Source organism: Duganella sp. 1411 (genome assembly GCF_017833525.1).
Classification (GTDB): domain Bacteria; phylum Pseudomonadota; class Gammaproteobacteria; order Burkholderiales; family Burkholderiaceae_D; genus Rugamonas.
The window spans coordinates 742,404-766,126 of record NZ_JAFICD010000003.1; the positions used below are offsets into that span (position 1 = coordinate 742,404).

Below are 23,723 nucleotides of genomic sequence, written 5' to 3' on the forward strand. Positions count from 1 at the left end.
CTTCCTCCCACCACGGTCCGTTCGCGACCCCAGCGGCGTGGCGTCGTCGTTTTCGTAACCACTTGTTCCTCGTCATGCTGCCGTCATGAATCCACAGTAAGATTTTTAACAAAATTTCCGTAGCGAATTAAGATCGTGCGCTATTTTCCTGCACAGAGGCAATCTTTATATATCTTTTCAGCAAGTCAACATGATCAAAAGAATATGTTTGATTGCGACTGAATATTGCTTTTGGGCAGGTTGCGGGCAAGATACATTCGCCGAAATAAATTCTTCTTGGAAATTAAGTCGGCTATACTTGCTCCTAATACGCTGCCTCCGGATGCCCCCCAAGCTCCGGTGGTGGACAAAAAAAGCCAATGATTTCAAGTGCTTGGGGCGCTTGAGATACTTGGCTCAGAAGGTCCTGATATTTATTCCCCGTAGGAACAAGTTTGTTTAGTGAAAGATTCGCTCCGGTCGCCTTGTACTCGAATGGAGCAGAATCGTCGTCCGCCAAGCCCATCCAATGTTGATCAGGGCGGTCCACGATACAAATTTTGACGAAATTTAAGTTGAAATGCGGCAAATCGCCACCGTTTGCTAAAGTTGACACTTTTGTTGACGTTAAGAATGTGTGTGCGGGATTTTTTGCGCCTGTAGTAACGGATTAGCAGTAAATACATAGTTATAAAACGGCAAATGTGCCAACTGACGGAAGCCAAGGACACGACGGGTAGGGCCGTCGATCCCGCTTTTTCGGACAGATCGAATTAGCGCCCTTTAGGAGAAATGCAATGAGCGTCGTAACCAGTTTGACCACGGAACAGATCGCAAGTCTGAGTACTCAACAGCTCAGCACGATCTCAACAGCCGATTTTGCGGGGCTCAATTCCGACCAGATCGGTGCGTTGACCACTGTCCAGGCTTCCGTCCTTAGTTCCTCGCAACTTGGCGCCATCGCCACCAACGCGCTCACCTCGCTGGTGACGGCCGACATCGCCGCGCTGAGCACCAACGCGCTGGCCGGCCTGAGCACCGCGCAGATCAAGGTGCTGGCGACCGACCAGGTCGTCGCGCTGACCACCAACCAGGCCGGCGCCCTGTCGACCCAGCAAGTCGCGGCGCTGTCGACCGACGGCATCGTCGCGCTGGAGACGGCCGATTTCGCCGCGCTCAAGACCGCCGCCGTCGCCAGCCTGACCAGTGTCCAGATCAAGGCGCTGACGACCGACCAGATCGTCGCGCTGACCACCGCCGGCGCCAACGCGCTGACCACCGCGCAAGTGTCCAACCTGGGCACCGACGCCATCGCCGCGCTGCAAACGGCCGATATCGCGGCCCTCAAGACCAGCGTGATCGCCTCGCTGTCGTCGACCCAGGTCGGCGCGCTGACCACCGACCAGGTCAAGGCCATGACCACCGCCACCATCGTGGCGCTGAGCACCTCGAACATCGCCAACGGCCTGACGACCGACCAGATCGTCGCCATGACGTCGGCCCAATTCTCCAGCCTGAGCACCGCCCAGGTCGCCGCGCTGTCGAGCAACAGCATCGCCGCCATCGAGACCGCCGACATCGGCGGCCTCAGCACCGCCGGCATCGCCGCGCTGAAATCGAACCAGGTCGCCGGCTTGACCACCGACCAGGTCGGTACGCTGTCGAGCAACCAGATCGTCGCCATGACCACGGGCACCATCAAGGCCCTGAGCACCGACCAGATCGTCGCGCTGACCACCGCCCAGGCCGCCGCGCTGACCACCCAGCAAGTCGCCTCGCTCAGCACCGACGCCACCGCCGCGCTGGAAACGGCCGACTTCGCCGCATTGAAGACGGCCGCCATCGCCGGCCTGTCGACCAACCAGGTGCGCGCGCTGACGACCGACCAGATCGTCGCGCTGACGACCGCCGAAGCCAACGCCCTGAGCAGCGCGCAAGTGGCCGCGCTGAGCACCGATTCCGTGGCCGCCATGCAGACCGCCGACCTGGCCGCGCTGAAGACGGCGTCGTTCGCCGGTTTGACCTCGAGCCAAGTGTCCGCGCTGACGACCGACCAGGTCAAAGGCCTGGCCACCGCCCAGTTCGCCGCGATGAGCACTGCCAACATCGCCGCCGGCCTGACGACCGACCAGATCGTCGCCATGACGTCGAGCCAGTTCGCCAGCCTGAGCACCGCCCAGATCGGCGCGCTGTCGACCAACAGCATCGCCGCCATCGAGACCGCCGACATCGGCGGTATCAGCACCGCCGGCATCGCCGCGCTGAAATCGGCACAGATCGCCGCGCTGACCACCGACCAAGTCGGTACGCTGTCGACCAACCAGGTCGTCGCGCTGACCACCGCCGGCGTCGCCTCCCTGACCACCGACCAGGTCGTCGCGCTGAGCACCGCCCAAGCCGGCGCGCTGAGCACCCAGCAAGTCGTTGCGATGAGCACCAACGCGATCGCCGCGCTGGAAACGGCCGACTTCGCCGCACTGAAGACCGCCGCCATCGCCGGCCTGACCACCAACCAGATCCGCGCCCTGACGACCGACCAGGTTGTCGCGCTGACCACCGCCGAAGCCAATGCCCTGAGCAGCGCGCAAGTGGCGGCCCTGAGCACCGATTCCGTGGCCGCCCTGCAGACCGCCGACCTGGCCGCGCTGAAGACCGCTTCGTTCGCCGGTCTGAACTCGAGCCAGGTGGCCGCGCTGACGACCGACCAGGTCAAAGGCCTGGCGACCGCCCAGTTCGCAGCGATGAGCACCGGTAATATCGCCAACGGCCTGACGACCGACCAGATCGTCGCCATGACGTCGAGCCAGTTCGCAAGCCTGAGCACCGCCCAGATCGCCGCGCTGTCGACCAACAGCGTCGCCGCCATCGAGACGGCCGACATCGGCGGCATCAGCACCGCCGGCATCTCGGCGCTGAAGTCGTCGCAGATCGCCGCGCTGACCACCGACCAGGTCGGCACGCTGTCGACCAACCAGGTCGTCGCGCTGACCACCGCCGGCGTCCGCGCCCTGACGACCGACCAGGTCGTCGCGCTGACCACGGCCCAAGCCGCCGCGCTGAGCACCCAGCAAGTGGCCGCCTTCAGCACCGACGCCGTCGCCGCGCTGGAAACGGCCGACTTCGCCGCACTGAAGACCGCCGCCATCGCCGGCCTGACCACCAACCAGGTGCGCGCGTTGACGACCGACCAGGTCGTCGCGCTGACCACCGCCGAAGCCAATGCCCTGAGCAGCGCGCAAGTGGCCGCCCTGAGCACCGATTCGGTCGCCGCCATGCAGACCGCCGACCTGGCCGCGTTGAAGACGGCTTCCTTCGCCGGCCTGAACTCGGCCCAAGTCGCCGCGCTGACGACCGATCAGGTCAGCGGCCTGGCGACCGCCCAGTTCGCAGCGATGAGCACCGGTAACATCGCCAACGGCCTGACGACCGACCAGATCGTCGCGATGAAGTCGAGCCAGTTCGCCAGCCTGAGCACCGCCCAGATCGCCGCGCTGTCGAGCAACAGCATCGCCGCCATCGAAACGGCCGACATCGTCGGTATCAGCACCGCCGGCATCGCCGCGCTGAAATCGTCGCAGATCGCCGCGCTGACCACCGACCAAGTCGGTACGCTGTCGACCAACCAGGTCGTCGCGCTGACCACCGCAGGTGTCGCCGGCCTGACCACCGACCAGGTTGTCGCGCTGACCACGGCACAAGCCGCCGCGCTGAGCACCCAGCAGGTTGTCGCGATGAGCACCAACGCGATCGCCGCGCTGGAAACGGCCGACTTCGCCGCACTGAAGACCGCCGCCGTCGCTGGTTTGACCACCAACCAGATCCGCGCCCTGACGACCGACCAGGTTGTCGCGCTGACGACCTCTGAAGCCAATGCCCTGAGCAGCGCGCAAGTTGCCGCCCTGAGCACCGATTCGGTCGCCGCCATGCAGACCGCCGACCTGGCCGCGTTGAAGACGGCTTCGTTCGCCGGCCTGAACTCGGCCCAAGTTGCCGCGCTGACGACCGATCAGGTCAGCGGCCTGGCGACCGCCCAGTTCGCAGCGATGAGCACCGCCAACATCGCCGCCGGCCTGACGACCGACCAGATCGTCGCGATGAAGTCGAGCCAGTTCGCCAGCCTGAGCACCGCCCAGATCGCCGCGCTGTCGAGCAACAGCATCGCCGCCATCGAGACCGCCGACATCGGCGGTATCAGCACCGCCGGTATCGCCGCGCTGAAATCGTCGCAGATCGCCGCGCTGACCACCGACCAAGTCGGTACGCTGTCGACCAACCAGGTTGTCGCCCTGACCACCGCCGGTGTCGCCGGCCTGACCACCGACCAGGTTGTCGCGCTGACCACGGCACAAGCCGCCGCGCTGAGCACCCAGCAGGTTGTTGCGATGAGCACCAACGCGATCGCCGCGCTGGAAACGGCCGACTTCGCCGCGCTGAAGACCGCCGCCGTCGCCGGTTTGACCACCAACCAGATCCGCGCCCTGACGACCGACCAGGTTGTCGCGCTGACGACCTCTGAAGCCAATGCCCTGAGCAGCGCGCAAGTTGCCGCCCTGAGCACCGATTCCGTGGCCGCCATGCAGACCGCCGACCTGGCCGCGCTGAAGACCGCTTCGTTCGCCGGCCTGAATTCCGCCCAAGTTGCCGCGCTGACGACCGACCAGGTCAGCGGCTTGGCGACCGCCCAGTTCGCAGCGATGAGCACCGGTAACATCGCCAACGGCCTGACGACCGACCAGATCGTCGCGATGAAGTCGAGCCAGTTCGCCAGCCTGAGCACCGCCCAGATCGCCGCGCTGTCGAGCAACAGCATCGCCGCCATCGAGACGGCCGACATCGTCGGTATCAGCACCGCCGGCATCGCCGCGCTGAAATCGTCGCAGATCGCCGCGCTGACCACCGACCAAGTCGGTACGCTGTCGACCAACCAGGTTGTCGCCCTGACCACCGCTGGTGTCGCCGGCCTGACCACCGACCAGGTTGTCGCGCTGACCACGGCACAAGCCGCCGCGCTGAGCACCCAGCAGGTTGTCGCGATGAGCACCAACGCGATCGCCGCGCTGGAAACGGCCGACTTCGCCGCACTGAAGACCGCCGCCGTCGCCGGTTTGACCACCAACCAAGTTCGCGCCCTGACGACCGACCAGGTTGTCGCGCTGACCACCGCCGAAGCCAATGCCCTGAGCAGCGCGCAAGTTGCCGCCCTGAGCACCGATTCGGTCGCCGCCATGCAGACCGCCGACCTGGCCGCGCTGAAGACCGCTTCGTTCGCCGGTCTGAACTCCGCCCAAGTTGCCGCGCTGACGACCGACCAAGTCAAAGGCCTGGCGACCGCCCAGTTCGCAGCGATGAGCACCGGTAACATCGCCAACGGCCTGACGACCGACCAGATCGTCGCCATGACGTCCGCGCAGTTCGCCAGCCTGAGCACCGCCCAGATCGCCGCGCTGTCGACCAACAGCGTCGCCGCGATCGAGACGGCCGACATCGGCGGTATCAGCACCGCCGGTATCTCGGCGCTGAAATCGGCGCAGATCGCCGCGCTGACCACCGACCAAGTCGGTACGCTGTCGACCAACCAGGTTGTCGCCCTGACCACCGCCGGTGTCGCTGGCCTGACCACCGACCAGGTTGTCGCGCTGACCACGGCCCAAGCCGCCGCCCTGAGCACCCAGCAGGTTGTTGCGATGAGCACCAACGCGATCGCCGCGCTGGAAACGGCCGACTTCGCCGCACTGAAGACCGCCGCCGTCGCCGGTTTGACCACCAACCAGATCCGCGCCCTGACGACCGACCAGGTTGTCGCGCTGACGACCTCTGAAGCCAATGCCCTGAGCAGCGCGCAAGTTGCCGCCCTGAGCACCGATTCCGTGGCCGCCATGCAGACCGCCGACCTGGCCGCGCTGAAGACGGCTTCGTTCGCCGGCTTGAACTCGAGCCAGGTTGCCGCGCTGACGACCGACCAGGTCAGCGGCCTGGCGACCGCCCAGTTCGCAGCGATGAGCACTTCCAACATCGCCAACGGCCTGACGACCGACCAGATCGTCGCCATGAAGTCGAGCCAGTTCGCCAGCCTGAGCACCGCCCAGATCGCCGCGCTGTCGAGCAACAGCATCGCCGCCATCGAGACGGCCGACATCGTCGGTATCAGCACCGCCGGTATCGCCGCGCTGAAATCGGCGCAGATCGCCGCGCTGACCACCGACCAAGTCGGTACGCTGTCGACCAACCAGGTTGTCGCCCTGACCACCGCCGGTGTCGCCGGCCTGACCACCGACCAGGTTGTCGCGCTGACCACGGCACAAGCCGCCGCCCTGAGCACCCAGCAGGTTGTTGCGATGAGCACCAACGCGATCGCCGCGCTGGAAACGGCCGACTTCGCCGCACTGAAGACCGCCGCCGTCGCTGGTTTGACCACCAACCAGGTTCGCGCCCTGACGACCGACCAGGTTGTCGCGCTGACGACCTCTGAAGCCAATGCCCTGAGCAGCGCGCAAGTTGCCGCCCTGAGCACCGATTCCGTGGCCGCCATGCAGACCGCCGACCTGGCCGCGCTGAAGACCGCTTCGTTCGCCGGTCTGAACTCCGCCCAAGTTGCCGCGCTGACGACCGACCAGGTCAGCGGCTTGGCGACCGCCCAGTTCGCAGCGATGAGCACTTCCAACATCGCCAACGGCCTGACGACCGACCAGATCGTCGCGATGAAGTCGAGCCAGTTCGCCAGCCTGAGCACCGCCCAGATCGCTGCGCTGTCGAGCAACAGCATCGCCGCCATCGAGACGGCCGACATCGTCGGTATCAGCACCGCCGGCATCGCCGCGCTGAAATCGGCGCAGATCGCCGCGCTGACCACCGACCAAGTCGGTACGCTGTCGACCAACCAGGTTGTCGCCCTGACCACCGCCGGTGTCGCTGGCCTGACCACCGACCAGGTTGTCGCGCTGACCACGGCCCAAGCCGCCGCGCTGAGCACCCAGCAGGTTGTTGCGATGAGCACCAACGCGATCGCCGCGCTGGAAACGGCCGACTTCGCCGCACTGAAGACCGCCGCCGTCGCTGGTTTGACCACCAACCAGGTTCGCGCCCTGACGACCGACCAGGTTGTCGCGCTGACGACCTCTGAAGCCAATGCCCTGAGCAGCGCGCAAGTGGCCGCCCTGAGCACCGATTCGGTCGCCGCCATGCAGACCGCCGATCTGGCCGCGCTGAAGACGGCTTCGTTCGCCGGCTTGAATTCCGCCCAAGTTGCCGCGCTGACGACCGACCAGGTCAAAGGCCTGGCGACCGCCCAGTTCGCAGCGATGAGCACCGGTAACATCGCCAACGGCCTGACGACCGACCAGATCGTCGCCATGACGTCCGCGCAGTTCGCCAGCCTGAGCACCGCCCAGATCGCCGCGCTGTCGACCAACAGCGTCGCCGCGATCGAGACGGCCGACATCGGCGGTATCAGCACCGCCGGCATCGCCGCGCTGAAGTCGGCGCAGATCGCCGCGCTGACCACCGACCAAGTCGGTACGCTGTCGACCAACCAGGTCGTCGCGCTGACCACCGCCGGTGTCGCAGCTCTGACGACCGACCAGGTTGTCGCGCTGACCAGCGCCCAAGCCGGCGCCCTGAGCACCCAGCAAGTGGTTGCGATGAGCACCAATGCGATCGCCGCGCTGGAAACGGCCGACTTCGCCGCACTGAAGACCGCCGCCGTCGCCGGTTTGACCACCAACCAGGTTCGCGCCCTGACGACCGACCAGGTTGTCGCGCTGACGACCGCCGAAGCGAACGCCCTGAGCAGCGCGCAAGTCGCCGCCCTGAGCACCGATTCCGTGGCCGCCCTGCAGACCGCCGACCTGGCCGCGCTCAAGACCGCTTCGTTCGCCGGCCTGAACTCGAGCCAAGTTGCCGCGCTGACGACCGACCAGGTCAAAGGCCTGGCGACCGCGCAGTTCGCAGCGATGAGCACCGGTAACATCGCCAACGGTCTGACGACCGACCAGATCGTCGCCATGACGTCGAGCCAGTTCGCCAGCCTGAGCACCGCTCAGATCGGCGCGCTGTCGACCAACAGCGTCGCCGCGATCGAAACGGCCGACATCGGCGGTATCAGCACCGCCGGCATCTCGGCGCTGAAATCGGCGCAGATCGCCGCGCTGACCACCGACCAGGTCGCGACCCTGTCGACCAACCAGGTGGTCGCCCTGACCACCGCCGGCGTCCGCGCCCTGACGACCGACCAGGTCGTTGCGCTGACCTCGGCCCAGGCTGGCGCCCTGAGCACCCAGCAAGTGGCCGCCTTCAGCACCGACGCGATCGCCGCGCTGGAAACGGCCGACTTCGCGGCACTGAAGACCGCCGCCGTCGCCGGCCTGTCGACCAGCCAGATCCGTGCGCTGACGACCGACCAGGTTGTGGCGCTGACGACCTCTGAAGCCAATGCCCTGAGCAGCGCGCAAGTGGCCGCCCTGAGCACCGACGCTGTCGCCGCCCTGCAAACGGCCGATCTGGCCGCGCTGAAAACGGCATCGTTCGCTGGCCTGAACTCGAGCCAAGTGGCCGCGCTGACGACCGACCAGGTCAAAGGCCTGGCGACCGCCCAGTTCGCAGCGATGAGCACCGGTAACATCGCCAACGGTCTGACGACCGACCAGATCGTCGCCATGACGTCGAGCCAGTTCGCCAGCCTGAGCACCGCCCAGATCGGCGCGCTGTCGACCAACAGCGTCGCCGCGATCGAGACGGCCGACATCGGTGGTATCAGCACCGCCGGCATCTCGGCGCTGAAGACCAACCAGATCGCCGCCCTGACCACCGACCAGGTCGCGACCCTGTCGACCAACCAGGTTGGCGCCCTGACCACCGCCGGCGTGCGCGCCCTGACGACCGACCAGGTCGTTGCGCTGACCTCGGCCCAGGCTGGCGCCCTGAGCACCCAGCAAGTGGCCGCCTTCAGCACCGACGCGATCGCCGCGCTGGAAACGGCCGACTTCGCCGCGCTGAAGACCGCCGCCGTCGCCGGCCTGTCGACCAACCAGGTCCGCGCGCTGACGACCGACCAGGTGGTCGCGCTGACGACCGCCGAAGCGAACGCCCTGAGCAGCGCGCAAGTGGCCGCCCTGAGCACCGATTCGGTGGCCGCCCTGCAGACGGCCGATCTGGCCGCGCTGAAGACGGCATCGTTCGCCGGCTTGAACTCGGCCCAGGTTGCCGCGCTGACGACCGACCAGGTCAAATCCCTGGCAACGGCCCAGCTGGTGGCGCTGAGCACCGCCAACATCGCCAACGGCCTGACGACCGACCAGATCGTCGCCCTGACGTCGAGCCAGTTCGCCGGCATGACCACCGCCCAGGTGAGCGCGCTGTCGAGCAACAACCTCGGCGCCATCGAGACGGCCGACATCGGCGCCCTGACCACGGCCAGCATCGCCGGTCTGCGCTCGTCGCAGATCGCCGGGCTGACCACCGCCCAGGTGGCCACGTTGACCACCGGCCAGGCCGTGGCGCTGAGCACCGCGTCGTTCCGCGCCCTGAGCACCGACCAGGTCGCCGCGCTGACCACGGCCCAAGCCGCTTCGCTGAACACCCAGCAAGTGGTGGCGCTGACCAGCGACGGCATCGCCGCGATCGAAACGGCCGACCTGGCCGCGTTGAAATCGAGCGCGATCGCCGGCCTGTCGACCGCCCAGATCCGCGCGCTGACCACCGACCAGGTGAGCAGCCTGTCGACCGCCGGCATCACGGCGCTGACGACCTCGCAGATCGGCAACGCCTTGACCACCGACCAGATCGTGGCGCTGACGTCGAACCAGGTTGCCGCGCTGAACTCGTCGCAGGCGACGGCGCTGAGCACCAGCAGCCTGGCCGCGCTCGAGACGCAAGACATCGTCGGTCTGAAATCGTCGGCGATGGCCGCGCTGCGCACCGTCCAGGTCGCCGCGTTGACCACCGACCAGATCACCGCGCTGAGCACCGCGCAGGTGGCGGCCCTGAGCACGGCGGCGTTCGCCTCCGGCTTGACGACCGACCAGGCCGTGGCGTTGTCGAGCGCCCAGCTCAACGCGCTGAGCACCGCGCAGATCCGGGCGCTGTCGACCAACAGCGTCCAGGCGCTGGAAACGGCCGATATCGCCGCGCTGCAAACCTCGTCGATGTCGGCGCTGAGCACCGCCCAGTTCTCGCGTCTGACGACCGACCAGATCGTGGCGATGACGACCAACCAGTTCGCCTCGATCACGACGCAGCAGGTCCACGCACTGACCAGCGCCCAGGTCGCCGCGATGAGCACGGCCCAGGTCAACGCGCTGAAGACCTTCACGCCGATCGTGCTCGATCTGAACGGCAACGGCATCGACACCCTGAGCGTGTCGTCCGGCGTCAAGTTCGACATGCTGGCCACCGGTGAGAAGGTCAACACCGGCTGGGTGGGCGGCGGCGACGGCCTGCTGGCCCTCGATCGCAACGGCGACGGCGTGATCGACAGCGGCGCCGAGCTGTTCGGCTCGGGCACGACGCTGGCCGGCGGCAGCAAAGCCACCACCGGCTACCAGGCCCTGGGCGAGCTCGACTCCAACGGCGACGGCACCATCGACGCCAAGGATGCGCAGTTCTCCAACCTGCGCGTCTGGGTGGACGGCAACGCCGACGGCGTCAGCCAGGCCGATGAACTCAAGTCGCTCGCCGACCTGAACATCGCCAAGCTGAACCTCGACGCCAAGCAGAACGTGTCGGTCAACAACGGCAACTTCGTCGGTATCACGTCGACCTACGAAACCACCGACGGCGCCAAGCATGCGGCGGCCGACGTCTGGTTCGCCGCCGGCGCGGCCAGCACCAACCTGACCAGCTCGGTCAGCGGCCTGGCCTCGGCGATGTCGAGCTTCAACGCGGCGACGGCGTCGACCACCGTGACCAAGCTGGAAGTACCGTCCAGCGCGAACACGGCGGCGGCGGCGATGGCCAGCGCGATCAGCAACTACGACAACAAGCTGAGCGCCACCAGCAATTCGGCCTCGACGGAAGAGACGTTGCGACTGAAGGCCCTGCAAGGCGCGCATCACCAGGGCATCCTGGCCGCCAAGTAAGCCGAACTAGTTGCATCGCCAAGACGGCAAGACCTCCGGGTCTTGCCGTTTTTTTTTGCAAACCCGCACCGCCAACCGGGGTCGGACCCCATGGGGTCCGACCCCAACCGGCAACGACGGCAGGACGCGGCGGGGGCCGGGTTTTTGATGCGCCGAACAGCGGGGTAAACCCGCTTGTGCTTCTAAACAACAAAAGCCGTTTGCGGGCTCTGCGCTGGGTTAGAATCCGAAGGCTGGCACGATAGTGCGCGAACGCAAGGTTTGCCCGGACGCCCAGCCAGTTCTTTCCCATTAATCAGGCCTATGCACGATAAATTTCCCCATACCGCGATCCAGTGTCTGACCGCCATCGCGCAGCACCACGGTCTGCAAATCAATCCGGAGCGCCTGATCGATGACTACGCGCTGCGCGCGGAGGAACCGGGCGACGGCGCGCTGCTGCGCATCGCCGCGGATATCGGTTTGAAAGCCAAGAAGGATAAGCTCAACTGGACGCGCCTGATGGCGCAGGGCGGCGTCTTCCCGCTGATGGCGCGCCTGGTCGACGGCAACATGATCATCGTGGTCGGCGTCAAGCCGGCCGACACGGTCGGCCACCCGGGCGCCGAGGACCAGGTCGCCGTGCTCAACCCGGCCAGCGCCAACGCCACCGTCGTCATGGTCGCGCGCGGCGAGTTCGAGAAGCGCTGGGGCGGCGACGTGCTGTTCATCAAACGCCAGCACAAGCTGAGCGACCCCAACCAGCCGTTCGGGCTGAGCTGGTTCATCCCCGAGATCCTCAAGCAGAAGGCCGCCTTCCGCGACATCTTCATCGCCGCCATCGCCATGCAGCTGCTGGCGCTGGCCTCGCCGATCTTCTTCCAGCTGGTGATCGACAAGGTGCTCACGCACCAGAGCGTGACGACCTTGCAGGTGCTGGCCGTGGGCATCGTCATGGCGCTGGTGTTCGACGCCACCTTCGGCTTCCTGCGCCAGACCCTGACCCTGGCGGCGTCCAACAAGATCGACATGCGCCTGACGCGGCGCGTGTTCGCCCACCTGCTGTCGCTGCCGATCGACTTTTTCGAGACCACCAGCGCCGGCGTGGTCACGCGCCACATGCAGCAGCTGGAGAAAATCCGCAGCTTCCTGACCGGACGCCTGTTCTTCACCGCGCTCGACCTGATCGCGCTGCTGGTGTTCGTGCCTGTTCTATTTAGCTATTCGTTCAAGCTGGCGATGATCGTGCTGCTGTTCGCGCTGATGATCGCCGGTATCGTGCTGGCGATGGTGCCGACCTTCCAGCGCCGCCTCAACGCGCTGTATTCGGCCGAGGGCCAGCGCCAGGGCATGCTGGTCGAAACCATCCACGGCATGCGCACCGTCAAGGCGCTGGCGATCGAGCCGTCGCAGCGCCGCATCTGGGACCAGCGCTCGGCCGAGGCGATCACCATGCACTTCCGCGTCGGCCAGATCTCGATCGCCGGCAATGCGCTCACCGATTTCCTCGGCAAGCTGCTGCCGGTCATGCTGATCGTCGTCGGCGCCGCCGACGTGTTCGACCAGACCTTGTCGGTCGGTGGACTGATCGCCTTCCAGATGCTGTCGGGCCGCGTCACGGGACCGCTGATTTCGCTGGTGGGCCTGGTCAACGAGTACCAGGAGACGGCGCTGTCGGTCAAGATGCTCGGCGAGGTGATGAACCGCGCGCCGGAAGGCCGCGCCGGCGCCAACGGCCTGCGCCCGGTGCTCGAGGGCGAGATCAAGTTCGACGCCGTCACCTTCCGCTATCCGGGCGCGCAGGCCATGGCGCTGAACAAGGCCAGCTTCACGATCGAGCAGGGCACCGTGGTCGGCATCGTCGGCCGCAGCGGCTCGGGCAAGACCACCTTGACCAAATTGATCCAGGGCCTGTACCCGGTGCAGGAGGGCATCGTGCGCTTCGACGGCATCGACGCCCGCGAGATCGAGCTGTCGCACTTGCGGCGCCAGATCGGCGTGGTCCTGCAGGAGAACTTCCTGTTCCGAGGCACCGTGCGTGAAAACCTGTCCGTCACCAAACCCGACGCCACGTTCGAGGAACTGGTCGAAGCGGCGGTGGCGGCCGGCGCCGACGAATTCATCGAACGCCTGCCGATGGGCTACGACACCGTGTTGGAGGAGAACGCGTCGAATCTGTCGGGCGGCCAAAAGCAGCGCCTGTCGATCGCGCGCACCTTGGTGGCGCGGCCGCGCATCCTGATCCTCGACGAGGCGGCCAGCGCGCTGGACCCGGAGAGCGAGGCCATTTTCATCAGCAACCTGTCGCGCATCGCCGTCGGCCGCACGGTGGTGATGATTTCGCACCGCCTGTCGACCCTCGTCAACGCCGACAAAATCATGGTCATGCAACAGGGTAGCCTGATGGATGCGGGCCGTCACGAAGAACTGCTTACACGTAGCGAAACTTACCAGCACCTATGGAACCAGCAAACAAGTCACCTTTAAGCTTCAAGCGCCGCGGCAAGGACGAGACCGAGATCGAGTTCCTGCCGGATGCGGACGCCATCGAGCGCGGTCCGCTGCCCCGGTTCGTGCGCGTCACCCTGCACGTGATGCTGCTGGCGTTCGTCTCGTTCATCCTGTGGGCGTGCTTCTCGCCGGTGGAGAAGATCGTCGTCGCCCACGGCCGCCTGGTCAACCCGCTGCCCAACATCGTGGTGCAGCCGCTGGAGACGTCGATCATCCAGAGCATCGACGTGCGCGTCGGCCAGATCGTCAAGAAGGGCCAGGTGCTGGCCACGCTGGACCCGACCTTCACCGCGGCCGACGAATCGCAGCTGCGCGTGCGCCTGCAAAGCCTGGACACCCAGGCCGCCGGCCTGCGCGCCGAATTGTCGGGTCAGCCCGGCGCTGGCGTGACCGGCGGCTCGAGCGCCGACGCCCAGCTGCAGTCGCAGTTGTCGGCCGAGCGCAAGGCCAACTTCGCGGCGCAAAAGGCCAAGATGGACCAGAACATCGCGCGCCTGCGCGCCGGCCTGGAAACCAACAAGCATGACCAGGTGATCCTGGCGCAGCGCGTCAAGGCGCTGCGCGAGGTCGAGGCGATGCAGGAGCAGCTGATGGCCGAGCAGTTCGGCGCCAAGATGCACCTGCTGGAGGCGCGCGACCGCCGCCTGGGCGTCGAACGCGACATGGACATGCAGCGCAACAAGGCGATCGAGCTGGCCAGCGAGCTGGCCTCGGCCGAGGCGGAGCGTTCGGCGTTCGACAAGAGCTGGCGGCAGAAGGCGATGGAGGATTTGCTGAGCGCCTCGCGCGACCGCGACGGCATCAACGAGCAGCTGGCCAAGGCCGACAAGCGCCTGAAGATGATCCAGATGGTGGCGCCGGCCGACGGCGTGGTGCTGGAGATCGGCAAGCTGTCGGTGGGTTCGATCGTGCGCGAGGCCGAGACCTTGTTTACCTTGGTGCCGCTGGGCGCGGAACTGGAGGCGGAAGTGCAGATCGACTCGCTCGACATCGGCTACATCAAGCCGGGCGCCAAGACGCACCTGAAGGTCGACGCGTTCTCGTTCATGCAGCACGGTATGCTGGAGGGGAAGGTGCGCACCATCAGCCAGGATTCGTTCAAGCGCGACGCGGCCGACAAGAACGGCGGCGGCATGGACGCTTATTATTTGAGCCGCATCCAGTACACGGGCGGGTTGAAGAAGATGACCGACGGCGCGCGGCTGCTGCCGGGGATGACGGTGTCGGCGGAGATCGTGGTCGGCCACCGGACGGTGATGTCGTATCTGTTGTATCCGTTGACCAGGGCGCTGGACGAATCGATCCGCGAACCGTGATGGTGATGGCGGATTACGGCGTTCCGCCTAATCCGCCCTACGTGTCTCCGGGACGGCACATCATGGGTGGGGAACGCCACCTGAAATACCTTCTAAAACACGTAGGGCGGATTAGCGAAGCGTAATCCGCCATGCATGCGCCGCCGCCGGCGTGCGCATTCCCCGACCTGCCTTGCTTCAACAGCCCATCAAAGCGGCGATGACCGCGTCGACATTCTCCACCGTGACTGGCTGGTACAGCATCTCCCGGCACCGCACGATCGCCTCGTCGGTGACCTTCGAATAATCCAGCTTCAGCATCTTCTCCACCACCGCCGGCTCATAGCGCTGCTTGATCACCCGCGCCGGATTGCCGCCGACGATGGTGTACGGCGCCACATCCTTGGTCACCACGCTGCCGGCCGCGATCACCGCGCCCTGGCCGATGGTGATGCCCGACATGATCAACACCTGCATGCCGATCCACACGTCGTCGCCGACCACGATCGCGCCCTTGGTGGTCGATTCCAGCGACTCGCCAAAATACTTGACCCGGAACGGGAACGTCGACACACCCTCGTAAGGATGATTCCCGCCCAACATGAACGTCACCTCGTCGGCCAGCGAGACGAAGCTGCCGATGGTCAGGCGCTCGTCCGGATGGCCGTAGGCGATCACCCGCAGCGGACCGTAGCTGCGGCGTCCCACCGTCACCCGGCTGAAGTCGAACGGCCCGGCCGACAAGGTCAGGTCGGTGTGGTTGTGGCCATTGAGCGCGCGCCAGTACGCGCGCTTTTGCTCCTCGTAGGACGGCTGCGGCGCCGGCGGCACCGGCACGGGCGCCGGCGGCACCGGCACGGGGGCCGGCGCCCGCGCCGCGCGCGGCGGCACGTCGGTGTCGAGGTGCCGGATCGCCTCGTAGAAGTAATCGTCGTCGACGTAATCCTGCATATGCTCGAAGAACCCGGTCTTCTGGTAATCGTTCTCCGGATCGAAGTAGTAGGGGATGATGTGCTGGATCAGCAGCTTCTTTTTTTCGAGCTCGTAGGTGTCGCGGTCCAACTGGCCGGCGGCCAGGTAGGGTTTGAGCAGGGTCAGGTAGTTTTTGCCGAACACCTCGGCGATGTTGTAGCCGCCCTTTTTGTAGCCGCCCTTGCGGCCGGTGGGCACGCCGCTGAAATACGGCTGGAACAGCACGATGGCGCGCTTGCCCACGCTGAGCAAGCGCAGAAGCACGTCGGTCTGCACCAGCCGCAGGTGCTGGTTGCGGGCGAAGTCGGGCAGGGCGTGGAACTCGGCGCGCCACATACCGAAGCCGCCGATCCAGGTCGAGATGAACGACACCCGGCGCACGAAGTCGCTCATGTTGGTGATCACCTCGATAGCATTGCCCTGCGCGTGATTCCCGTTGGTGAAGAACACGATCGGCATCTCGTCGGCCGTGGCGCGGTACACCTTGAGCATTTCGGCCAGGCTGCCCGGGTTGATCAACAGGTTGTCGTTGTGTAGCTTCAGGTACAGCCCGCGTCCCTGTTCCATGACGAACTTGAAGTTCAGGTCCGGCGAGATGGTCTCGGCGTGGCGGTGGTACTGGATCTTGCCCGGATGGGCGGCGACGAAGCGCGCCGCCACCTGTTCGGTGTCGTCCTCCGAGCCGTTGTCGGAGATGACGATCTCGATTTCGTCGCCGTCGGCGAACGCGGGCTGGCTGACGATGCTCTCCAGCGTTTGCAGCAAAAACGGCGCGCGGTTGTAGGTGGGGATGCAGATCGACAGGATGATCTGGTTGGATTCCATAGGCGTGATTTTCGCTCCGTGTTGGCGCTGTTCGGGAAGACCGCCGGCTTAGCCGCGGCGGTAGCGGCGCAGCTGTTCGGCGTGCGCCTCCGGGTGCAGGAAGAAGTAGTTGGTCGGGATGGTGTTTTCATCCATCTCGCCGAATTCCACCAGGCGCCCGTCTTCGGCCGTGAAGACCTGGTAGCCGACGCCGCGGAACAGCGCGAAGATCTCGTTCGGGTTGTAGCCGAACTTGGCCGACCACTTGCGCAGGATTTCCGACAGCACGATCGGCTTGTCGCGGGCGATGGTTTCGATGCCGCCCTTGAACACCAGCAGTTCCGCGCCTTCGACGTCGCACTTGATGAAGTCGACCCGTACGCCGGTTTCGGCGGTGTAGGCGTCCAGCGTGCGCACTTCGCACTGCGCGGTGCGCACATCGTCGCGGCCGGTCAGGTTGACGGCCGAAGCGTTGCCCGAGCCCTCCGGCGGGTAGTAGAAGGTGAACTCGCCCGCCTGTTCGGACAGGCCGAAGTTGTGCGGCTTGATGTTGGCGCTGGCGTTGAGGGCCAGGTTGGTGGTCAGGTGGCCGTAGGTGGTCGGAATCGGCTCGAACGCGTACACGGTGGTGGCGCGGCGCGAGGCGGCGATGTTGAGCGCGTACCAGCCGATGTTGGCGCCGATGTCGAAGAAGTTGTCGCCGTCGGCCACCAGGTTTTCCATCATGGTCGCCTCTTCCTTCTCGTAGTCGAAGAAGTTGAGCGTTTCCATCGGCGCCACGCGGTAGTCGCCGGGCGTGCAGGCGATGCGGATGCCGCGGTCGCGCGAGGTCATGACGACCTTGCCGTCCTCGATCTCGATCTTGCGCACGTTGGTCTGGCCGATGTAGGCGGCGTAGTCGAATAGCACCGCGTGGTGCTGCTCGTACATGGTCTTGATGAAGCTTGGCTTGTCGATCGCGCCTTGCTGGAATTGCGACAACGTCGTTTGGATGGAAATCATGTCAGCACTCTCAATAAGGTTTCAGGACAGGGTGGCGTGCCAGTCGTCGAGCCGCAGGCCCATTTTCTCGCGCAGGAATTCCTGCGTGCCGGCGCTGCCGACGAAGGCGTTGGGGATGGCGATGCGGCGCACCGCCGGCAGCCGCGCGAGCGCGCCGTCGGACAGCAGGTCGTGCAGGCGTTCCAGGATGGCCGAGCCGAAGCCGCCGTTGGCCTGGTGCTCCTCGATCGTGGCCACCTGCGTGTAGCGGGCCGCCAGCGCCGCCAGCTGCGCGGTGTCGATCGGATTGACGAACGGGAAGCTGTACAGGTCGATGTGCGGCGCCGACTTTTCCAGGTAGCGCGCGGCGTAGCCGACCATGTCGCCGGTGGCGAAGACGGCGGCGGTGGCGCCATGATTGACGCGCACCGGCACGATGCCGCCCAACATCAGCGCCGGCGGCTGCGCGTGCAGGCGCGGTTCGCCGGCCTTATTCAGGCGCATGTAGCATGGGCCGCGGTGCTGGGCGATGAAGGCGGTCATGGCGTCGACTTCGGCCGGGTCGCCGGGCGCCGTCACCACCATGTTCGGGATGGTGCGCAGCATGCCCAACTCCTCGGTGGTGTGGTGCGAGGTGCTCAGCGGGCCGTAGGCGTAGCCGCCGCCGACGGCGATGATCTTGACGTTGGTGTCGTGGTAGGCGACGTCGTAGCGGATCTGCTCCATCGCCCGCAGGGTCGGGAAGTTACCGATCGAGTAGCAAAACACCGTGTAGCCTTCGAGGCTCAGGCCAGCCGCCAGGCCGACCATGTTTTGTTCGGCGATGCCGACGTTGATGAAGCGGTCGGGGAAGGCCTCGGCGAACGGCTCCAGCACCGAGTAGCCCAAGTCGCCGCATAGCAGGAAGATGCGCTCGTCCTGGCGCGCCTGCTCCATCAGGGCCTTGATAAAACTGTTTCTCATGCTTGATCCTTCGACTCTTGCAGCAGTTCGGCGCGCGCGGCGGCGAATTGCGCGGCGTCCGGCGACTTGTAATGCCAGGCCAGCTGGTTTTCCATGAAGCTCACGCCCTTGCCCTTGACGGTGTGGGCGATCACCACGCGCGGCTTGCCGTTGCGGCCTTGCTTGGACAGCGCGGCCGCCAGCGCGGCGTGGTCGTGGCCATCGACTTCGATGGTCTCCCAGTTGAAGGCCTTGAACTTGTCGGCCAGCGGGTCGAGGTTGAGCACCTCGGCGGTGCTGCCGAAGCTCTGGATCTTGTTGTAGTCGACCACCAGGGTCAGGTTGTCGAGCCGGTGGTGCGGCGCGAACAGGATCGCCTCCCAGTTCGAACCCTCGTCAAGTTCGCCGTCGCTGACGATGGCGTAGGTGTGCCACGCGGCCTGGCGGCGCTTGCCGGCCAGCGCGACGCCGGCGGCCACCGACAGCGCGTGTCCCAGGCTGCCGGTCGACAGTTCGACGCCGGGCACCTTGTGGTTGACGTGCGAGGTGAAGTCGCTGTCGTTGTCAGTGAAGGTGTCGAGCGCGGAGCGGTCGTAGTAGCCGGTTTCGGCCAGGGTCGCGTACAGCGCGGTGCAGGCGTGGCCCTTGCTGTAGAACAGGCGGTCGCGCTGCGGCGACTTCGGTTGCGCCGGGTCGGCCGTCATCACGCCGCCGTACAGCACCGCCAGCACGTCGGCCACGGAGAAGGCGCCGCCCAGGTGCGAGGCGCGCTTGGTGTGGCACATGTGCAGGCATTGCAGGCGGATGCGGCGCGCCAGTGCGGTGGTGGAGGCGGCGTCGAAGGTATCGGTCATCACAAATAGCTTTCTATGGTGCGGCGGAAGCCGTCGGCCAGCGAGGTGGCCGGATTCCAGCCCAGCGCCCTGGCCTTGGCGATGTCGGGGGCGCCGCGCTGCACGGCGCTGGCCAGGTAGTTGTCGCCTTGCGGGCGCTCGACGTAGCTCAGGGTCAGCCCCTTTTCCGGGTACAGGCCGACCAGCAGCTGGCCGAGGCCACGCATGCTGATTTCGCCGTCCGGGTTGCCGATGTTGTAGGCCTGGCCGTCGGCGCCGTCGAACAGCACTTTCCAGAAGCCTGCAACGGCGTCGGCCGAGTAGCAGAACGAGCGCGTGGCCAGGCCGTCGCTTTTGAGGGCGATCGGCTCGCCGCGCAGGATGCAGGCGACGAAGTCGGCGTACACGCGGCCGTCGTCGAGCAGCATGCGCGGGCCGTAGGTGTGGAACGGCCGCACGATCTTGACCGGCACGCCGTATTGGTGGCTCCACGACACGCACATGTTCTCGCCCATGCGTTTGCTCTCGGCGTAGCAGGCGCGCACCGAGGTCGGATCGACCACGCCGTAGTCGCCCTCGGCGGTCGGCACGCGGGCGGCGGCGCCATACACCTCGCTGCTGCTGAAGTACAGGAAACCGAGGCTGGCGCTGGCGCGGGCCAGCTGCAGCAGCGCGGCCGTGCCGAGCGTGTTGGCGCTGAGCGTGCCGACCGGATCGGTCGCGTAGTATTTGGGGCTGGCCTGGCTGGCGGCGTGGATGATGTAGTGCGGCTTTTCGTCCAGCGTGAACGGCGCGCTGATGTCCTGTTCGATGCAGACCAGGTCGGGCCGGCCGCCGCCGCCCAGGTGGTGGGCGTAGCGGCGCTCGAAGCCGGCGCGGTTGCGCACCATGGCGAGCACGCGGATATCGAGGCCGCGCGTCTCGTTCAGGTACAGCATCGTCTCGACCATGTACGACGGCAGGAAGCCGGAGGCGCCTGTGACGCAGACGGTGCGTCCGCGCAGCGGCTCCCAGTCCAGGCCCGGCGTGGCCACGATCGCGGCCATGTCGGCTGTCTCGATCGGATGGCGGGTTGCGTGGGTCATGGCGCGCCTCAGAAACCGACGCCGAAGAATTCCTCCAGCTTGGTGATGGTGAAGTCCAGCATCTCGCGGGTCAGGCCGGGGAAGACGCCGATCCAGAAGGTGTCGTTCATCACGCGGTCGGTGTTGGTCAAATCGCCGGAGATGCGGTAGTTGCGGCCGACCATGTACGGCTGGCGCGTCAGGTTACCGGCGAACAGCAGGCGGGTGCCGATCTTGTTCTGGTCCAGATAGGTCAGCAGGTCGACGCGCGAGACGTTGGCCTCCGGCTTGAGCGTCATCGGGAAGCCGAACCACGAGGGGTCGGAGTTCTCGGTCGCTTCCGGCAGGATCAGGAACTCGGCGCACGACTGCAGGCGCTCCTTCAGGTAGGCGAAGTTGTCCTTGCGGGCCTGGATGAAGCCATGCGCGCGCTCGATCTGCGCCAGGCCGCAGGCGGCCTGCATGTCGGTGATCTTGAGGTTGTAGCCCAGGTGGCTGTAGGTGTACTTGTGGTCATAGCCTTCCGGGAGCGTGCCGAGCTTCCAGCAGAAACGCTTGCCGCAGGTGTTGTCCTTGCCCGGCGGGCAGTAGCAATCGCGGCCCCAGTCGCGGAACGATTCGGCGATCATCTTCAGTTCCGGGCTGTTGGTGAACACGGCGCCGCCTTCGCCCATCGTGATGTGGTGGGCCGGGTAGAACGACATGGTGCCGATATCGCCAAAGGTGCCGACCATCTTGCCGTCGTAGGTCGAGCCCAGGGCGTCGCAGCAATCCTCGATCAGCCACAGATTGTACTTTTTGCAGATCGCGACGATCGCTTTCAGGTTGTACGGGTTGCCCAAGGTGTGGGCCAGCATGATGGCTTTGGTCTTGGGCGAGATCGCCGCCTCCAGCTTGGTGACGTCGATGTTGTAGGTGCCCAGCTCCACGTCGACGAACACCGGCACGGCGCCGAACTGGATGATCGGGTTCACGGTGGTGGGGAAGCCGGCGGCCACGCCGATCACTTCATCGCCCGGCTGGATCGCGCGCGGTCCCAGCTTCGGCGACGTCAGCGTGTTGAACGCGACGAGGTTGGCCGACGAACCGGAATTGACGGTGATGAGGAAGTTCACGCCGATCAGCTTTGCCAGCTTGGCCTCGAACTGGTCGTTGAAGCGGCCGGTGGTGAGCCAGGCGTCGAGCGAAGCCTCGACCATCAGCTCCATTTCCGGCGCGCCGACCACCTTGCCGGCCGGCGGGATCACCGTCACGCCGGGCTCGAAGGCCTTCGGCACGCTGGCCAGCGCGCCGTACTGGCCCACCAGCTTGATGATTTGTTCGCGGAGTTGTTCTTTGCTTTGTGCTTCACTCATGATTGCGGCCTTGGTTGTATGCGCTTATGCAAGCGCTTAAAGATGTGCGGTGTTTTGATAGGTGTCGATTTGCGCCAGCGTGAAGGCGCGCATGTCGGCCTTCGCGGCGTGCGCCTTGTGCCAGGCGACGATCATGTCGATCGTGTGGCCCAGGTGCCAGCGCGGCTGCCACTGCAGGCGGCTGCGGGCCTTGGAGCAATCGAGCTTCAGGTAATGCGCCTCGTGCGGTTGCGGCGCCTGGTCCAGCTCCCAGCCGGCGCCGTCGCCCCAGCTCTCGCACAGGCGCGCGATGATCCACTCGACCGGGCGGGCGTCGATGTCGTGCGGGCCGAAGTTGAAGCCTTCGGCGTAGGCCGCGCCGTGCGTGTACAGGTGCTCGGCCAGGGTCAGGTAGCCCGACAGCGGCTCCAGCACGTGCTGCCACGGGCGGATCGCGTGCGGGCTGCGGATGCGCACCGGCTTGCCGGCGGCGATGGCGCGCACCATGTCGGGGATCAAGCGGTCCTCGGCCCAGTCGCCGCCGCCGATCACATTGCCGGCGCGGCCCGAGGCCAGCGCCACGCCGTGTTCGGCGTATTTTTCCGGATTGAAGAACGACGAGCGGTAGCCGGCCGTCACCAGCTCGGCGCAGGCCTTGCTGTTGCTGTATGGGTCGTAGCCGCCGAAGGCTTCGTTCTCGCGGTAGCCCCAGGCCCACTCCTTGTTTTCGTAGCACTTGTCGCTGGTGACGTTGACCACCGCCTTGACGCCGGGCGTGTTGCGCACCGCCTCGAAGAAGTTCACCAGGCCCATGACGTTGGTGGCGTAGGTCTCGACCGGGTTGGCGTACGAGTAGCGCACCAGCGCCTGCGCCGCCATGTGGATGACGATCTCCGGCCTGGCCTCGAGCATGGCGTCGCGCAGCGCGGCACCATCGCGGATGTCGCCGATGATCGAGGTCATGCCGGCGGCCACTTGCGCGGTGTCGAACAGGCTCGGTTGGCTCGGCGCCTCCAGCGCGAAGCCGGTGACGTGCGCGCCCAGTTGCTGCAACCACAGGCTTAGCCAGCTGCCTTTGAAGCCGGTGTGACCGGTCAGGAATACGCGTTTGCCCCGCCAGAAGGACGGGTTCATGGCCACCGCTTCCAAGGCGCCTTACCGCTTTGCCACAGGTCTTCGAGCAGCACCTTGTCGCGCAGCGTGTCCATCGGCTGCCAGAAGCCGTGGTGGTGGAAGGCGTCCAGCTGGCCTTCGCCGGCCAACTGCTCCATCGGTTCCTTTTCCCACGTGGTGCTGTCGCCGTCGATGTAGTCGATCACCTTCGGCGAGAGCACGAAGTAGCCGCCGTTGATCCAGGCGCCGTCGCCCTGCGGCTTTTCCTTGAAGCTGACGATGCGCTGGCCGTCGATGTCGATGGCGCCGAAGCGGCCCGGCGGCTGCACCGCCGTCATGGTGGCCAGCTTGCCGTGTTTTTTGTGGAAGGCGATCGAGGCGCCGATGTCGATGTCGGACACGCCGTCGCCGTAGGTGAAGCAGAACGCCTCGTCGTTTTCGACGTGCTGGCGCACGCGCTTGAGGCGCCCGCCGGTCAGGGTGTCGGCGCCGGTGTCGATCAGCGTGACCTTCCACGGCTCGGCGTGGCGCTCGTGCACCTCCATGCTGTTCTTTTGCAGATCGAAGGTGACGTCCGACGTGTGCAGGAAGTAGTTGGCGAAGAACTCCTTGATCACGTAGCCGCGGTAGCCGCAGCAGATGACGAAGTCGTTGATGCCGTGCGCGGAATAGCTCTTCAGGATGTGCCACAGGATCGGCTTGCCGCCGACTTCGACCATCGGCTTCGGCTTGACAGTCGTCTCTTCGCTGAGCCGTGTGCCCAGCCCGCCCGCCAATATGACTGCTTTCATGCTATCCCCGGATTGTGATGTTGACGCAGATCATATTATCTATTGCGCCCGGG

The 23,723-nt window shown here is 65.9% G+C and carries 11 protein-coding genes; 3 read left to right on the plus strand and 8 right to left on the minus strand.

The window, feature by feature from the left end:
• Positions 1-776 precede the first annotated feature (776 nt).
• The 3 genes from JOD97_RS20405 (at position 777) to JOD97_RS20415 (ending at position 14,857) form a co-directional block, all read left to right on the plus strand.
• Complete coding sequence (locus JOD97_RS20405) at positions 777-11,051, plus strand: heme utilization protein (RefSeq protein ID WP_229264581.1); 10,275 nt, start codon at positions 777-779, stop codon at positions 11,049-11,051.
• A 303-nt stretch (positions 11,052-11,354) separates the two neighbouring features.
• Positions 11,355-13,517, plus strand: coding sequence for a peptidase domain-containing ABC transporter (locus JOD97_RS20410; protein WP_209722339.1), 2,163 nt, complete (start codon positions 11,355-11,357; stop codon positions 13,515-13,517).
• Positions 13,490-14,857 (plus strand): HlyD family type I secretion periplasmic adaptor subunit, encoded by a 1,368-nt coding sequence (locus tag JOD97_RS20415; protein ID WP_209722343.1) that lies wholly within the window; start codon positions 13,490-13,492, stop codon positions 14,855-14,857. Before JOD97_RS20410 ends, JOD97_RS20415 begins: the two co-directional genes overlap by 28 nt.
• Positions 14,858-15,034: 177 nt before the next feature.
• Here JOD97_RS20415 and JOD97_RS20420 read toward each other — a convergent pair whose 3' ends face one another.
• From JOD97_RS20420 to rfbF, 8 genes are read right to left on the minus strand one after another with little or no spacing between them, the layout of a single operon-like run.
• Positions 15,035-16,633, minus strand: a complete 1,599-nt coding sequence (locus tag JOD97_RS20420; RefSeq protein ID WP_209722347.1) for a glycosyltransferase — start codon at positions 16,631-16,633, stop codon at positions 15,035-15,037.
• Positions 16,634-16,681: 48 nt separating this feature from the next.
• Positions 16,682-17,614: an FkbM family methyltransferase gene (locus JOD97_RS20425; protein ID WP_209722350.1), complete on the minus strand. Its 933-nt coding sequence runs from the start codon at positions 17,612-17,614 to the stop codon at positions 16,682-16,684.
• A gap of 21 nt (positions 17,615-17,635) precedes the next feature.
• On the minus strand, positions 17,636-18,556 hold the full coding sequence (locus tag JOD97_RS20430) for a transketolase family protein (protein ID WP_209722354.1): 921 nt from the start codon (positions 18,554-18,556) through the stop codon (positions 17,636-17,638).
• Positions 18,553-19,389 (minus strand): transketolase, encoded by an 837-nt coding sequence (locus tag JOD97_RS20435; RefSeq protein WP_209722739.1) that lies wholly within the window; start codon positions 19,387-19,389, stop codon positions 18,553-18,555. The genes JOD97_RS20430 and JOD97_RS20435 overlap by 4 nt, the downstream gene beginning before the upstream one ends.
• A complete protein-coding gene (locus JOD97_RS20440; protein WP_209722357.1) occupies positions 19,389-20,453 on the minus strand; it encodes an NAD-dependent epimerase/dehydratase family protein in 1,065 nt (354 codons plus the stop codon). Before JOD97_RS20440 ends, JOD97_RS20435 begins: the two co-directional genes overlap by 1 nt.
• An 8-nt stretch (positions 20,454-20,461) precedes the next feature.
• The gene (rfbH, locus tag JOD97_RS20445; protein ID WP_209722360.1) at positions 20,462-21,787 is read right to left on the minus strand and encodes a lipopolysaccharide biosynthesis protein RfbH; all 1,326 of its coding nucleotides are present in this window, start codon (positions 21,785-21,787) and stop codon (positions 20,462-20,464) included.
• Between the two features lie 36 nt (positions 21,788-21,823).
• Positions 21,824-22,900 (minus strand): CDP-glucose 4,6-dehydratase, encoded by a 1,077-nt coding sequence (gene rfbG / locus JOD97_RS20450; RefSeq protein ID WP_209722363.1) that lies wholly within the window; start codon positions 22,898-22,900, stop codon positions 21,824-21,826.
• Complete coding sequence (gene rfbF / locus JOD97_RS20455) at positions 22,897-23,670, minus strand: glucose-1-phosphate cytidylyltransferase (protein WP_209722366.1); 774 nt, start codon at positions 23,668-23,670, stop codon at positions 22,897-22,899. Before rfbF ends, rfbG begins: the two co-directional genes overlap by 4 nt.
• Between the last annotated feature and the right edge of the window lie 53 nt (positions 23,671-23,723).